This is a genomic window from Bradyrhizobium sp. 160 (genome assembly GCF_023073735.1).
In the GTDB taxonomy this organism is placed as follows: domain Bacteria; phylum Pseudomonadota; class Alphaproteobacteria; order Rhizobiales; family Xanthobacteraceae; genus Bradyrhizobium.
In genome coordinates this window covers 85,577-100,571 of record NZ_JADPKD010000067.1, presented here as the reverse complement: position 1 = coordinate 100,571, position 14,995 = coordinate 85,577, and the positions used below count along the sequence as shown (strand labels likewise).

Annotated in this window: 15 protein-coding genes and 1 pseudogene; 10 read left to right on the top strand and 6 right to left on the bottom strand. The window is 59.5% G+C overall.

Annotation, left to right across the window (positions count from 1 at the left end; translation table 11 throughout):
* Window positions 1-32 precede the first annotated feature (32 nt).
* Entirely contained in the window at window positions 33-575 is a 543-nt protein-coding gene (locus IVA98_RS27925; protein ID WP_247355909.1) for a QcrA and Rieske domain-containing protein, read from the bottom strand.
* A gap of 182 nt (window positions 576-757) precedes the next feature.
* Window positions 758-1,018, bottom strand: coding sequence for a hypothetical protein (locus tag IVA98_RS27920; protein WP_247355907.1), 261 nt, complete (start codon window positions 1,016-1,018; stop codon window positions 758-760).
* 475 nt (window positions 1,019-1,493) lie between these two features.
* On the opposite strand from IVA98_RS27920, the gene IVA98_RS27915 reads away from it, so the two are divergent.
* The 5 genes from IVA98_RS27915 (at window position 1,494) to IVA98_RS27895 (ending at window position 5,797) form a co-directional block, all read left to right on the top strand.
* Window positions 1,494-1,718: a hypothetical protein gene (locus tag IVA98_RS27915; RefSeq protein WP_247301719.1), complete on the top strand. Its 225-nt coding sequence runs from the start codon at window positions 1,494-1,496 to the stop codon at window positions 1,716-1,718.
* A gap of 74 nt (window positions 1,719-1,792) precedes the next feature.
* On the top strand, window positions 1,793-2,200 hold the full coding sequence (locus IVA98_RS27910; protein ID WP_247355906.1) for a hypothetical protein: 408 nt from the start codon (window positions 1,793-1,795) through the stop codon (window positions 2,198-2,200).
* Window positions 2,201-2,281: 81 nt separating this feature from the next.
* Window positions 2,282-2,911, top strand: coding sequence for a TerC family protein (locus IVA98_RS27905; RefSeq protein WP_247301713.1), 630 nt, complete (start codon window positions 2,282-2,284; stop codon window positions 2,909-2,911).
* Between the two features lie 235 nt (window positions 2,912-3,146).
* Window positions 3,147-4,658, top strand: coding sequence for a CHASE3 domain-containing protein (locus IVA98_RS27900; protein ID WP_247336758.1), 1,512 nt, complete (start codon window positions 3,147-3,149; stop codon window positions 4,656-4,658).
* Between the two features lie 995 nt (window positions 4,659-5,653).
* Complete coding sequence (locus IVA98_RS27895) at window positions 5,654-5,797, top strand: ABC transporter substrate binding protein (protein ID WP_346657748.1); 144 nt, start codon at window positions 5,654-5,656, stop codon at window positions 5,795-5,797.
* A gap of 336 nt (window positions 5,798-6,133) precedes the next feature.
* Here the strand turns inward: IVA98_RS27895 and IVA98_RS27890 are convergent, their stop codons facing one another.
* The 4 genes and pseudogenes from IVA98_RS27890 to IVA98_RS27875 form a co-directional block, all read right to left on the bottom strand.
* Window positions 6,134-6,541, bottom strand: coding sequence for a hypothetical protein (locus tag IVA98_RS27890; protein ID WP_247355904.1), 408 nt, complete (start codon window positions 6,539-6,541; stop codon window positions 6,134-6,136).
* A gap of 404 nt (window positions 6,542-6,945) precedes the next feature.
* A pseudogene (locus IVA98_RS27885) lies at window positions 6,946-7,575 on the bottom strand (tyrosine-type recombinase/integrase).
* 463 nt (window positions 7,576-8,038) lie between these two features.
* Window positions 8,039-8,230, bottom strand: a complete 192-nt coding sequence (locus IVA98_RS27880) for a CsbD family protein (protein WP_247336766.1) — start codon at window positions 8,228-8,230, stop codon at window positions 8,039-8,041.
* 597 nt (window positions 8,231-8,827) lie between these two features.
* Window positions 8,828-9,505, bottom strand: a complete 678-nt coding sequence (locus tag IVA98_RS27875; protein WP_247336769.1) for a TetR/AcrR family transcriptional regulator — start codon at window positions 9,503-9,505, stop codon at window positions 8,828-8,830.
* A gap of 115 nt (window positions 9,506-9,620) precedes the next feature.
* Between IVA98_RS27875 and IVA98_RS27870 the strand changes: the two genes are divergently transcribed.
* The 5 genes from IVA98_RS27870 (at window position 9,621) to IVA98_RS27850 (ending at window position 14,896) form a co-directional block, all read left to right on the top strand.
* Entirely contained in the window at window positions 9,621-10,514 is an 894-nt protein-coding gene (locus IVA98_RS27870) for an NAD(P)/FAD-dependent oxidoreductase (protein WP_247336772.1), read from the top strand.
* 20 nt (window positions 10,515-10,534) lie between these two features.
* Complete coding sequence (locus tag IVA98_RS27865; protein ID WP_247336775.1) at window positions 10,535-11,008, top strand: methyltransferase family protein; 474 nt, start codon at window positions 10,535-10,537, stop codon at window positions 11,006-11,008.
* A gap of 83 nt (window positions 11,009-11,091) precedes the next feature.
* Window positions 11,092-11,550, top strand: coding sequence for a (2Fe-2S)-binding protein (locus IVA98_RS27860; RefSeq protein ID WP_247355903.1), 459 nt, complete (start codon window positions 11,092-11,094; stop codon window positions 11,548-11,550).
* Window position 11,551: 1 nt separating this feature from the next.
* On the top strand, window positions 11,552-13,801 hold the full coding sequence (locus tag IVA98_RS27855; protein ID WP_247355902.1) for a xanthine dehydrogenase family protein molybdopterin-binding subunit: 2,250 nt from the start codon (window positions 11,552-11,554) through the stop codon (window positions 13,799-13,801).
* 651 nt (window positions 13,802-14,452) lie between these two features.
* Complete coding sequence (locus tag IVA98_RS27850; protein WP_247355896.1) at window positions 14,453-14,896, top strand: NHL repeat-containing protein; 444 nt, start codon at window positions 14,453-14,455, stop codon at window positions 14,894-14,896.
* Window positions 14,897-14,995: the final 99 nt, after the last annotated feature.

Below are 14,995 nucleotides of genomic sequence, written 5' to 3'. Positions count from 1 at the left end.
GCTGTGGCACGGGAATCCGATGCGACTACTCGTCACCCTGCTTGTTGAGCACCTACCTTTCCAACGAATGTTGCAGCGATGGTGAGCGAGCCGTCGGCTATTGCCAGCGGCAATGCCGCCAGACGTCGAGGCGCGGGCCCGAACACGACCTGCGCGCTTTCCCGGGGATTGAACTCGGAATTGTGACAAAAACACTTGAGAACGTCGTTGTCGCCTACGTCCGACTTCAGCCAGCCGGTGACAGAACATCCGGCATGAGTACAGATCGCCGAATAGGCTACAATGCCCTCCGCGGAGCGCGAGCGGGTCTCCTCATCCATGTCCCCGGGATCAAGCCTTATGAGGAGGATTTCGTTGAGCCGCGAGCCGTTGCGGACAACCGAAGTCTTTGGGTCCTTTGGCCAGGCATGCAGCGGCGCCTCACCGAGCCTCATGTCGTCGGGCACGATGATGCCGCCGGCGCGGTCACGCTCTGAGACCACAAGAAGGTCGCCTTTCCTCGGCCGATCGCTGCTGCCGGGCTGGTCTTTCTGCGCCGCAGCGAACCTCCTCGCCGTTAGAAACGCTCCGAGCATGGCGAAAAAAGCGACCGTCGCGTTTGCTTCGGACTTCGCATTGGTCCGTCTCTATCCCCACTGTAGAGCCTCGAAGTCAGGCACGTGTGGCTTCTCGAGCGAGACGCAAGAGCAAGGGACTACACGCCAGGCGCGGGTCGCGCGCGCCTCGGCGAGGCTCAGCTCACCGCTGCTTTTCGCCGCTACTTGGGGGTCCGCATGGAGGTGCCACTGGTTGGGCCGGTTGTCGGCGCAGCAGTGTCACTCTTTCCAGGAGGATGAGCAGAAGCACCTGGCTTTTCCTGCTCGCCGACATAGCCTGACTCGCCGGACTGGCGGGTCTTGATGCCCTTGTCCGCCTCCTCCTGCATCTGCGGGTTCGGTGCCGTCGGCTGCTGGGCCAGCCCCGGCAAGGCTAACGTAATTCCAACAGCTACAAGCATCGCAACGATCGTGGTTCGCATAGCAGTCCTCCCCATCGCAGCGCGCACTTTGCACGACAACGAACGCACCGGCCCGCAAAAGTTTCCTCGCTCATCAGCCGTATTTGCGAAAAGGCGATACCGCACAAGGGGTGGCGAGCAGACCCGGCTTTAGAGCGAGGTTCCGGCGGCGGCATGCGCGATCTCCGAGCTTGGAGGTGTCCGACGTGCCCGGCGGCTTTCTCTTCGGTGGTCGGCATCAGGTAAGGACATTAGCGTAGCGAACAGCGATGCAGCGGCCACCTGGACAACCGGGCCGAGCCGTCGCCGGCGATGCTTTGACGGGCGCGCGTCCTGTGGGTGATCAGGCCGCAACGCTACCGAATTTCTCCGTTTTGAGGGCGTCGAACCACCCACCTGCACTCGCGCCGTCAGGGCACGTTCCAATAGAAGGAGGGGTGTGTGCGTGCTAAACGGCTCGCGGTCATCTTGCCGCGCGGTTAAAACGCGCGCGACAATGCGTAGCATTGTCTTTCTGATTGCGGTGGTCGTCTTTAGAGAGGATTTTATCGATCGTGGGTGCGCTCTTCAGAGGGGCCAGCACATGATTGAGCTTTGGATCAAGTGGTTTGAGTCCCTGGCCTCGGTGGAGGGGCTGGCAGCCATCGTCGTCGTTGCCGTAATGATCGCTGGCGTTCTTACGCTGATTGAGGGGCGGCGCAGTAGGACCAAAAAACATTAGCTGCAAGACTCAAAAGAACAGCCAACTGGAACAAGGTCGTTCCGCAAAGTAAGTGGCCCTTATAAGATGCTCGTATGCAGGAGGCAATGATCGCTTCTCATGCAAGTTGGAATGCTCCTTGGCGAGAAACATTCTGCATCTTCGTGCTGTTGAGCATGCTGGTCGCGGCTCCGGCCCTTTTGATAATATTCTTGCTGGACTCGCAACTCGTCTTACCAGCGCTGAGTCTTCTGTTTTTCTCGGACGCGATGATCACCGCGCTCTTGGCCCTGGCAAAGTCAGGGACTGCAACGGTGAGCAAAATTTCTCTCTGGGATATCGCAGGTGCGTTCACAATGATCGGTTGCGCCGCAGCGATTTTTGGCGAGCCAGATCAAGTAGCACTGCTTTTCGGGCAGACTCCGGACCACATTCGGACGCCGCTGCCGGAGATAGTTACCTTAGCGATCGAGCCGCGATGGACTAGAACTGGATCTGTATAAGGGCTTTGGAGGTAACTTGTATGGGTCGAGCTGGCAGATAAATACGCGCCTCGCTCGGAGCCGAACCTGGGACCATAACCCTTGATAGACCATCTTCATACGGATGTTCTTAGCGCACTCGTGCAGGTCGTTCTGATTGATCTTGTGCTCGCTGGTGATAACGCCATCGTCATCGGCCTTGCTGCAGCGGGACTTCCTCAAGCGCAACGAGCCAAGGCCATTTTGATCGGGATCGTCGCCGCGACGATATTGCGTCTTCTCTTAGCGGGGATAGCCACGCAAATCCTGCAGATCGTCGGCCTTCTGCTCGCTGGCGGGATCCTGTTGCTATGGGTATGTTGGAAAATGTTGCGAGAGTTGCGCACGTCTCCCGCAGGGTCCACTGTTTGGAAAGGGAACATAGGGGCCATTGCAGAAAGCAAACCCCGCAAAACGCTCTTCCAAGCGAGTTGGCAGATTATCGTGGCCGACGCTTCCATGTCTCTCGACAATGTCCTTGCGGTCGCAGGGGCGGCACGCGACCATCCCGTGGTCTTGATTTTCGGCTTGGGGCTTTCCATCGCGATGATGGGCCTGGCCGCTTCTTTCATTGCCGGCCTTCTGCAAACGCATCGATGGCTCGCTTACGTCGGACTGGCCGTCATTCTCTATGTGGCAGTTGAGATGATCTGGCGCGGAACATTGGAGATCATGAAGGTCGCATCGATATGAGGGCCTGTTGTGTCCGACGGCACCGCATGCCTAGTTTCCCAGTTGTCCGACGAGATGCTGTATGCTCCACTCAGGGGAAGGCTGCGCTGCTTTGCCCCTATCACGTCCCATGCCAAATTCTTGCGAATGCCACCGCTTGGGAGCAATCTTGAGTTAGCCAGCTGTTCGGCCGCTGATTTCGGCCTTGAGGGTCACTGTGTCCCCTTTCGCGAATTTGCTGATCTTGCACAAATTGATGGCCGCGTTTGCAGCCGTGATAGCCGTCATATTTGTGAGTGGCGCAATCGTATATGACAGACTTGGCGTGATCGAAGAGGCCAAAAACTGGCGTGTCCATACCACTGACGTGTTGGACACGCTAGAGATGGCGGTGGCCGCAGCGCTTGATCAAGAAACGAGTCTGCGCGGCTATTTGCTCAGTGGCGACGAGAAATTCTTGGAGCCGTATCGCAGGGGTGGCGACAACTTCAGTGCGGCGATCCGGAAATTAAAAGCACAGACTTCGGATAACCAAGACCAGCAAAACCGGCTCGATGAGTTGAACGAGCTGGCGTCCACGTGGCGCATCGAGACCGCCGAGCGCGAGATCGCGCTGATGGCGACCCCCGAGACGCGCGAGGACGCACGCACGCTGGAGGGGTCGACCGGCAAGGCTGCGATGGACGCCATCCGCGCCAAGGCGAACGAAATCGAGAAGGCTGAGCGCGATCTGTTGGCAAGGCGCGACGCCGTGCAGAAGCAGGCGTACGCCACTGCATACACGGCGACCGCGCTGGGCGCCGCAGCCTCGCTCCTGATCGCGGTGTTGATGGGCATTTTACTCACGCGCGCTATCGCGACGCCGATCACCCGAATGACCGGCGCCATGACCGCACTCGCCAAGGGCGACACTAGCATCGACGTGCCCGGGATTGATCGGCGTGACGAAATCGGCGCGATGGCGGGTGCGATCGAAATTTTCAAGAAGGCTGTCATTGAACGGCAAAAGACCCAGGTCGAACTCGCTCATGTCAGTCGTGTCGCGACGATTGGGCAGCTGACGGCCTCGATTGCCCATGAGGTCAATCAGCCGATCTCGGCTGTGCTCACCAATGCGGACGCCGCCTTGAACTGGCTGCGCGCTAACCCGCCCAATCTGAACAAGGCCCGCGAGTCCCTCGAGCACATTGTCGCAGATAGCCGACGAGCTGGCGAGATCGTCCACCGTATCCGTGCTATGGTCAGGAAAGCGCCGGTACCCAGAAGCCGCCTCGACCTCAACGAAGCCGTGCTGGACGTCGTCGCCATGGTCCGAAGCGAGGCGGTGAGGCATAAGATTTCGCTGCGGATGCAACTGGCGGAGGACCTGCCGCAGATCGAAGGTGAGCGCATTCAGCTGCAGCAGGTGCTCCTGAATCTGATCCTCAATGCCATCGACGCCGTGAACAGCGTTGAGGACGGCTCGCGGGAGCTGCAGATCAGCACGGAAAGGGATGTTGCGGGCGATGTACGCGTCTCCGTGAGAGACTCGGGCCCGGGGCTCGACCCGACGAGTGAAGAACGCGTTTTCGAAGCGTTCTACACGACCAAATCGCACGGCTTAGGGATGGGCTTGGCCATTTGTCGGTCGATCATCGCAGCTCATGGCGGACGGTTGTGGGTGACGAGGAATAAGCCTCGGGGGGCCGTCTTCCAGTTCACCCTCGCTCCCCACCAGGACTGGGCCCCGTTGGGCCAGGACCAATGTGGGCGTATGCTTGAGGATTGAGCGGGGCGCCGATTTGGGCTCTAGCTTGTCCAAAACAACGTCTGCTCCTGCTATGGCTACGAGCGCTCGGCCGCAATCACACTGACTGTCAGCTGCCAAGTGGTCAAAATAAGTCGTGAAGGGTGGGGCGCCTAAGCTCGGTAGGCCGGTTTTTTCGTGCGACACCGCATTATGCAGGGAGGGGCGGCTCGCGGCCTACGTGCTCCGGCGCGCTGCTGTTGTGCACGTCCTCAGGTTGTCTTCGCAAATTCCGTCGGACAATATCAGGAAAATGGCGGCATTCGACATGACTGAAGACATCATAGTCCTGGGCGGCTTGGCCATCCTGTTCTGCTGGACCTACATCTGCTTGCCATTGATCTTTTACAGCTGAGTAGGCGCCGGTGTGACTGAGCCGAAACATGAACTGCCGACCGAAGTTCGGTGCTGAAGTTCGGTGCTGCAGTGCGACCGGCCGACCATCAAACCAGCTGGAGCGCCGGCTATACCGTGGACAACGAGTACGACGACGAACCATCCTTGGCAGCGTCGATCCCTCGATGGCGCGGCGATCAGGCACGGGACTATTGTGAAGCTCTATGGCCCGCCGGTTCCCGCCGGCGGGCTAGACGAAAAGGGCCGCAGCGATTGAGACTCGCTGCGGCCTGCGCCGGGTCCTGGCTAATCCAAAGCAATCCAATCCACAAGAGAGTAATAGCTGAAGAGCTGCCTCAAACTACCCGAAAACTCGGAATTGCTCCGCCCGTAGTAGAGGCGACAACTGCGGAGGAGTTAGACATCGCCTTTGCCTCGGCTGCGTCTCAGCACGTGGATGCAATGATCGTTTTCGGCGATGCCTTGATCAGTCGCAACAGCATGCGAACTACTGAACTGGCAGCCAAGCATCGCATCCCACCGATGTACCTCGGCCGACAGTACGCTACTGGCGGCGGATTAATTTCATACAGTCCTGATTTCCCAGACTTTGGCGTCGTGCAGGCGGATACGTCGATAAGATTCTTAAAGGCACTAAGCCTTCCGATCTGCCAGTTGAGCAGCCGACCAAATTCGAATTAGTGATCAACGTCAGGACGGCCAAGGCACTCGACCTCACCGTTCCTCCAACGCTACTTGCGCGCGCCGACGAGGTGATTGAATAGCAATGGGAGTTTCTGCGATGCGTGAGTCTGCTGTTGGCCCTTCGGCGAAGTGGCGGCGTTGCTCCACGAGGTCCGCTTATTGAGGCATGGCGAACAAGATCTGCTCAGGTTGAGTTCTTCGCATTTTGACCCGAAGCTGCCGTTGTAACAGGTGGCTCAAGGCGCGGCCGTCAGCTTGACCTTAAATAAGATTCTCGGCGGCGGCGCCTTCTCGCATCTTTCAGGGCAGCCTGTGTGCTCAATGGCAACCCATTGGCCGTCTATATTGCGCGCGGATGGCGCCTCGTCGAGTACGCCATCCGCACCCGCAATGGGTCTCTTAGGAAGAGACGAGGCTTAAGCCTTCAGGTCCGTGATCCGCATGATTGCGACCACGTTCCCATCGTTGAACGCCTGCTCTTTTGTGTCCTTGTTGCAGGTCCAGACAAAGTTCTTCTTGGCCGTAAAGGTCTTTCCATCCTGCTCGAGCCGCATCTCACCTTCAGTGATATGGCAGATCATGGCATTTTCCATCGGGGGACCCATAGTCTTCGATCCCGGCTGCATAATGACATCGCGCATTGAGACGGTCTTAAAACCGGGGATGATGGATGGTGTCTCGCCTTCATAAGCACGCACGACGACACCCGGCCACGGCGTCGAATCCTTGTAGCCTGCGGTTTGAGCGGTGGCTGGCTTCATCATGGCCGCCGAAGCCACTGCCAACCCGATTCCCAATGCTGACCTTCGATCGATCTTATCCATCGCTTTTCTCCTGTGGTTACAGCAACGAGCCGCCGCAGAAGCGATGCGCGCTTTTCGCGGAGAGTGAATCTTCGTGCGAACCCGAAAAAGGGGTCGGTCTCTAGAGCGCGAGCCTGCCGATGGCACTAGCGATGACCGTTCGCCTTGAACGACGATTCGGCACCGCTCCGCCTCAACGGCAACTGCATTCTATGTGACCTGACGCGCCCGAGAAACAGCCACAATGTCTCAGCTTGGTTACGACGCCTGGTGGCGGCAACGTGATGAGTCAGCGTCACTGACCGGCCCCGCGTCAGTAAGTCCGCCGCCACAACCCACACGGCTGCGGCTCCCAGGAATGTCCGGATTTGGGCCCGGAGCCGTCTGTGAGGGCAGAGCAGAGCGCGTCTGCTCTGCCCCCGAAGTCAGACGTCAACTTGTTCTGCTATCGCGAGGGCGTCGTCGACCTCGATGCCGAGATATCGGACGGTACTCTCGATCTTGGTGTGCCCCAGAAGGAGCTGCACGGCTCGCAGATTACCGGTTCGACGGTAAATCAAAGTTGCCTTGGTCCGGCGAATGGAATGCGTCACGAACAGGTTCGGGTCAGTCCAATGTCAGCGATCCAGTGAGATAGGAGGCGGGCATACTGGCGGGTCGTCATGTGTCCGGTCCGCCGCTGGCCAGTGAACAGGTATTCGCCTGACTTCTTGCCGGTCGTCCGCAGGTAGTCATCGATCGCCTGACGGGTGGATTCCGTTAATTCAAATTTGACTGGTCGGCCGGTCTTCTTCTGTCGGACGGTCGCCCGGTCGGCCGCAAACGCCCGGCGCAACGTCATCGACTTTCAAAGCTACGACGTCGCAGCCGCGCAGCTTACTATCGATGGCGACGTTCAACAGCGCCAGATCGCGCAAGCGGCCATCGACTTGGAGCTTGGTTCGAATTGACCAGACGTGCTCCGGACGGAGCGGCGGCTTCGCCCCGACGATCTTTCCCTTATTCCACGGAGTGTGTCTCGAGACGGCAGGAGTAGTGCTCAGGATATCGGTCATGTTGACCTCCTCAACTCGTGAGGCTGGTCATTTTCAGCCCGGAGCGCTTCCGATCCTGCGTCCGCTTTCGGACGATTGGAGACGTACTTGCGTCCAATTCGACGGATGGACGGATGAGAGGCCCGATGCTGACCCTGAGCGGACTGTCAGCCCCTAATCGGCCCTCGCTTCTGTGTGGTTGAATGATCGAGCAAAACGAAGGCCACGCGCCACAAGCTCAGCTTTCACGATCCGCTTTCCTCGCTGCTTCCATAATGATTTGTTTCACACATGACGAAGTTGGTGTCTTGCGGTGCTGCCCCCTAGCAATTGGAGTGCGCGGCGAGGACGGGCCGCTCTTTCAAGCGGCGTTTGTTTCAGAAGCCCGTCAGCTAAAGCGCCGCCTACACCGCGCCAGACCGGTCAGTCGGAAAGAAAAAAAGCCGCCCAGAGGCGGCTAGTATTTTAGTCTTCCCTCTTCTGATTATTTCTTCAGGGCGTCAGCAGCGTCCCGCGCTGCGTCCTTCACGTCTCCCGCAGTGTTGTGGGCTGATCCCTTGGCCTTATCAATCTTGCCTTCGGCTTCCATGTCCTTGTCACCACTGAGCTTGCCGGCACCTTCTTTGATGGCGCCTTTTGCCTTATCGGCAGCGCCCTTCACGTGTTCGCGGTCCATGATCGTGTTCCTTTTCTGTCAGCAAGAACCTGCACAACGAAAGCCTTGCGCAGTAGTTCCTCGGAGAACGACCACCAGTGTTGCACGCGAAGATTGTTGCTCCTGCCATTTCGATAAGGCCTCCGTGAGCATCACGATAAGTTTCCCCGAACGGAAGTTATTCACTGGGTGCTCGAACAAAAAGGGGCGTACCGTTTTCTTGATCGAGCGGATTGCTCGAGAGCTGCCTCAAAGACGGCGACGCACCGGAGTGTCCGTCTCCACCAATGGCGGCCCAGTGCCTTCGGCAGGCACACATGATTTTGAACTTGATTATCGAACTTCATCACGATGCGCTCCGGCAGTGCTTGCAAAAATGAGCATTGCAGTGGTCTTTAGCTCTTTGTCGTTTGGAGAGAAACAGTTGGCGAAGTATGCCTACGTCACCCTCACGACAAGGCTCGGCCGTTCCGTGGTCATCAAGGTGGCGCACATCTTTGAAGGAAGTGGACTGGCCATGGTCGGCGGCGCAGGCGGCCTTTACGACATCGTGGACATGTCTGGCCGTACCGACGGGCGCGGCGGGCGCGGGCGCTGCCTCGTCCTGAGCGCCCGTATCTATCTTCGTCCCGACGGGCCGAAAGCCGATGCCGAAGGGCGGTCGTTGCCACCGTGCGCGGCGATGAACATGGCGACGGCCGACCGGCAATAGGATTCGATTTCGCTGTCGTCCTCTGCTCTCGCCTGATCGAAGCGTGCGATCATCAGGAGATCGGATCCTTTGAAAAGCGCGGCAAACAAGCGGGCGGACCGGAGAGGATCGGGCACGTTCAGAACCGCCTTCGCGTGCAACTGACGCAACAGCGCCTCGATTTGGGCGATGACATGGGCGGGGCCGGCTTCGTAATGGAGCTTGCTCAGCGCGTTTTGATTCGTCTTGTCGGCCATGACCATGGCTTCGACACTGCGAACGTCCGGACTCAACAGCGTGCGAAGCAGTGATGATCCCACCGCCATGAGCTGATCTTCGACCGAACCGTCGACGCCTTCAAGAAGCGCCTGTGGTGCAAACAACTGATGGCAGCCGGCCGCGATGGCCGCGCTGAACAGCGCCTCCTTATTCTCGAAGTGCCGATAGATGCTGAGCTTGGATATCTTCGCCCGCTGGGCGACCTTGTCCAATGTCGTCGCTTGAAAACCCAATTCCACAAAGAGCTCGCGCGCGGCGTCGAGTATCGTTTGGCCAAGCGCCTCGTTGGCGGGCCGGCCGCGTCGGCCCTGGCTGTTTTCGGTCACGACAATTCCAGTACTTGACAGTATCCTAATTGTTGCATTACGATACCATCTAGTGTCTGAAATGTGCAAGCCAATGGGCAGGTTTCAACCTGTCCTCCAAATGGAGCCCGTCACCATGGATGACGTCATCATCATCGGCGGCAGCTTTGCCGGTCTCGCCGGCGCGCTGCAGCTCGGCCGTGCCCGCCGCAAGATCACCGTTTTCGATACCGGCCTGCCGCGCAACCGCTTCGCCGGCCACTCGCATGGCCTGCTCGGCCACGATCACAAGCCGCCACTGGACATCCTGGTCGAGGCGCGGCAGCAGCTGGCGCGTTATCCCACGATCAAGCTGGTCAGTGCCCGGGCCGAAAGCGTCTCCGGCGCCATCGACGATTTCAAGGTTCTCACGTCCGATGGCGAAAGCTTTGCGGCGCGGCGCCTGATTTTGAGCTATGGCGTCGTCGACCAGATTCCTGATGTTCCGGGCTTTGCCGAAGGCTGGGGCACGTCCATCGTGCCCTGCCCCTATTGCGACGGCTTTGAAGTCGCCGGCCAGCATTGGGGCCTCGTCTGGTCCGGCCCGCAGTCGCACAATCAGGTCAGGCTGTTCCACGATTGGACCGACAGGTTGACGCTCTTCGCCGATGGTCACGACATTCCGCCTGATATCCGGGCCGATCTGGCGCGCCGCAACATACCTGTCGTCGGTGGCCGGATCGTCGAGATCGCCCATCACAAGGGTCATATCGCCACCGTCAATCTCGATACCGGTCGCACTGTCGCGGTCGACATCCTGTTCGCCCATCCGTGCAACAAGCCGTCCGCAAGCCTGCATAAATCACTGGGCCTCGCCACGGTGGATACGCCCGTCGGCATCGCCCTCAAGGTCGACGAGCGCCGCCAAACCAGCATGCCCGGCATCTACGCCGCCGGCGACCTCACCGCGCCGTTCTTGCCCTCGGTCACCCAGGCAACATGGCAGGGCGCGATGGCGGGCATCTTCGCCCAGCAGTCGATGCTGGCTTGAGCGCATAGGTTGAGATGAGCATGGCCGTCGAACCGGACAGCGCGGGTGTGCGCTTCCCGCCGCCCTTCGTCTATCTGGGCGCGCTGCTGTTGGGGCTGGCGGCGGAGCGGTTCGTCACCTTGCGCTCTTTCGGCATCGACTGGCGGTTGCTGGCCGGGACGGGCGCGCTGCTGTTCGTTGCCGGCGCGGCGATGATGCTTGCGGCGGCGGGGCTGTTCCGGCGGCTGGGCACCAACGTGCCGCCGTCGCAGCCAACGACCCTCATCGCAACGACCGGCCCTTATCGGTGGACCCGCAATCCCATGTATCTCGGCATGGCGCTCGTCTATGCCGGCCTTGCGATCGGCTTCGACGGGCCGATCGCTCTCGCCTTGCTCCCGTTGGTGCTGATCGCGATCCAGACGCAGGTGATCGCGCGCGAGGAGCGCTATCTCGAAGCGAAGTTCGGCGACGACTACCGCCGCTACAAGGCCGAGGTTCGGCGCTGGCTCTGACTATTCCGCAGCTGCCGCCTGCGGGGCCTTCTGCTTCGACAGGCGGGCAGGTGTCGTTGTTCGCAACTACAGGAGCATTCGCAATGCAGTTGACCGTCAACAGTAAGCGCTACGATCTGGATGTCGAACCAGAAATGCCGCTCCTTTGGGTGCTGCGAGACGAGCTGGGTATCTCGGGACCGAAGTATGGTTGCGGTGCGGGCCTTTGCGGTGCGTGCACCGTTCATATCGACGGTGCCGCGGTTCGCTCCTGCTCGATCAACGCTGGCGAGGTCCGCGGCAACATCAGGACAATCGAGGGCCTGGGGACTCCGGCAAACCTGCATGTGGTTCAGCAGGCCTGGATCGAGCACCAGGTCGCGCAGTGCGGTTATTGTCAGTCCGGTCAAATGATGACTGCAGCGGCCCTGCTGTCCAAAACCCCCGATCCCTCGGACGCCGAAATCGCCGAAGCCATGGACGGAAATCTTTGTCGATGCGGGACTTACACGCGCATCCACAGCGCCGTCAAAACTGCAGCCCAGATGATGAAGGGGAAATAGCGTGGCCCGGCTCAAGACGATTGCAAGACGCACGTTCCTGATCGGCTCCGCTGCGATCGCCGGTGGCGTCGCCTTCGGCTATTACCGATTGCACCAGGATCCTCCCAATCCCCTGCTCAAGGGCCTCAAGGCGGGGGAAGCCGCGATCACACCTTATGTCCGCGTCGACGCAAAGGGCGTCACGCTCATCACTCCGCGCGCCGACAAGGGCCAAGGCTCATATTCCATCCAAGCTCATCTGATTGCCGAAGAGCTTGACGTGGATCCACACAAGGTTCGCATTGATCCCGGTCCACCAGATACGGCCTATTTCAACAGCCGGGTGATGGACGATAGCCTGCCGTTCTCTACGATCGACGATGGCATGATGGCGCGTGGGGCGCGGGGAGGCGGCGAAGTGTTGAGCCGCGTTCTCGGCATGCAGATCACGGGAGGTTCGTCCACCGTACCCGACGGCTACCAAAAACTTCGCATGGCCGGCGCCGTCGCGCGCGAGACTTTGAAGGAAGCGGCGGCGCGAAGGTCCGGAGTGCCCCGATCGCAACTGAAGACCAGGGACGGTCAGGTCATCTTGCCCGATGGCAAGTCCCTCACTTATGCGGAGCTGGCGGCTGAGGCAGCGCAGCTTGCGCCGGTGACCGATGTCACGCTCCGGCCGGAACAGGAGTGGCGCTACATCGGCAAGAAGATGCGCCGGATCGATATCGTCGCCAAGTCTACCGGTACGCAACAGTATGGGATCGATATTCGTCCGGACCGGGTCGTGTACGCTACCGTCCGCGCCAACCCCGGCATGGGAGGCACAATCAAACGATATGATGCCTCCGGCGCGGAGAAGATGAGAGGCGTCAAAAAGATCGTCCCGATCAGGGACGGTGTGGGCGTCATTGCCGATAACACCTGGAGAGCCTTTCAGGCTGCGGCTGCTGTCAAGATCGAATGGAACGATCCTCCCTATCCGGCCGACTCGGCTGGAATGTGGAAGGTGCTGGAGAATTCATTCTCCAAAGACCTGCAGGACAGCCGGCTTCGCAATGACGGAGACGTCGAGAAGGCTTTAGCCGGCTCATCCAAACCGATCGAGGCGGAGTATCGGACTCCATATCTGGCCCACGCGCCGCTGGAGCCTATGAATGCGGTTGTACTCTACACGAAAGAGCGGCTCGACATCTGGACGGGAACGCAGATCCCGGTCTTCCTCCAGGGGCATGCGGCAAGGCTGACTAAACTACCGGAGGAGAAGATCCACGTGCACGCCCAACCGATGGGCGGCAGCTTCGGGGCACGACTCGACGACACCTATGCGTTGCAGGCGATCGAACTCGCAATGGCCATGGAAGGCGTCCCGGTCAAGATGACCTGGAGCCGTGAAGAGAACATGGGGCACGACTATCCGCGCCCGATCCAGCTCTCACGCGCCAAGGGAACGGTTCGCGATGGCATGGTCGAGAGCATGAGCATCGATGTGGCTGGACAATCGATGGGCGCCTCCTGGTTCAATCGGTTGCAGGCGCCCGTTCCTCCCGGCCCCGATGTTTCAAGCGTCAACGGTATTTGGGACCAACCTTTCGCCATACCGAACTTTCGCGTGACGGGTTACAAGGCGAAGGAAATGGTGCCAGTCAGCCCGTGGCGATCGGTTGGAGCGTCCGCCAATGGCTTCCACCATGCTTCCTTCCTGGACGAGTTGATCAATGCCGCGGGCGCGGATCCGATGACAGAGCTCATTCGTCTCTGCAATCATGAGCCGTCCAAGAAGGTGCTGCATACTTTGCGTGATATTTCCGCCTGGAAAGGCCCGCGAATCGATGATCGACGAGCTCGCGGCGTGGCACTGACTTTGTCCTTCGGCGTGCCAATGGCTCAAGTCGTCGAGGTGAGCTACGCGCCGCAAGGTATCAAGATCGACAAGGTCTATGCCGTTTGCGATGTCGGGCGCATTCTAGACCCCGTCAATTTCGAAGCGCAGGTGCGGGGTGGCATCATCTGGGCCTTGGGCCATGCCATGAACTGCGAGCTGACCTACGAAAACTTTGCGCCGGTCCAGACCAATTTTCATCTGTTCGAGGCCATGAGATTCCATCAGGCACCCGAAATCATCGTCAAAGGATTGGAGCTTGGTGGGGACGTTCGAGGAATTGGTGAACCCCCCGTCCCGCCGGCGGCCCCGGCTCTCGCCAATGCGATCTTTGCTCTCACCGGGAAGCGGGTACGCGAATTGCCTCTCAACAAGAGCATCAATTTCGCTTGATGGGTTGAGCTCCATCGCCCACTTGCGGTGCTTGCCCGAGCACCACCGTCTTCCCTTCACGCAAGCCGAAAATCTTGGGTTGAGTGACTCAACATCCCTCAGAAGTGACGTCGACCACATAATCAGCTTGGAGGAACGCATGTGCGCTAACAAATCAGACCTGTTTCAAAACCTGTCCTACCTGGTCATCGCAGCGGTGGTAGGCCTAGTCGCGGCCTCGGTTGCGAGTGAGGCCCGATCGCAGACCGTGATCCTATCGGGATCGCCGTTCCCGGAAAGTCTGGCAGCGACAACGGATGGAACGCTCTTTGCCAGCAGCTTGACGAACGGCGGAATCGCGCGCGTCAAGCCGGGCGCCTCCGAGGCCGAAGCCTGGATCAAGCCGGGGACATTCGATACGCGATCGACGTTCGGCGTTCTCGCCGACGAGACGTCAGGGCTTCTTTGGGTATGTTCGAACGATGCCACCCCACTCGGCGTCAAAGGTCCAAACACGATCGAAGGCTCGTTCGTTAAGGGGTTTGACCTCAAAACCGAGAGGGAAAAATCAGCGCCCAACTGCCGGCGAGGCCCTCGATCTGTAACGATCTCGCGATTGGGCCGGACGGCGCGCTCTACGTCACGAATACCCTGCAGCCACAGATCCTCCGCTTGAAGAAGGAATCTTCCGAGCTGGACCTCTGGGTTCAGGACGACAAGCTGAAGGGCGGCCTTGATGGGATTGCGTTCGGACCAGATGGAGCTTTGTACGTCAACACTTTCCAAAGCGGCGAGCTCTTCCGCATCGAATCCAAATCGGGAGTCGCTGGTGCAGTCACGAAGCTTGAGACGTCACGCCCAATCAAGTTCCCGGACGGTCTTAGGGCAGACAAGACCGGATTCGTGATGGTTGAAGGCGCCGGTCCGCTTTCCAAGGTCACGATCGTCGGGGATCGGGCCCAAATCGAAACGATCAAGGAATTCGCTGGGCCAACAGGCGTCGCGCGCGTCGGCGACAAGCTTTGGGTAGCGGAAGGCCAAATTGGCTATCTCATGGATCCTTCCAAGAAGGGCCAGACGCCGACCTTCCAGCTGCGGTCAATCGACGCTCCCTGACACGAGACCCTTGTCGCGCCCGGCGCGATCGAGACGGATTTCGCAGTGGGCACCTTGAAGAACACGCCCGCGATCCATGACTATTTCCGCAGTGTCACA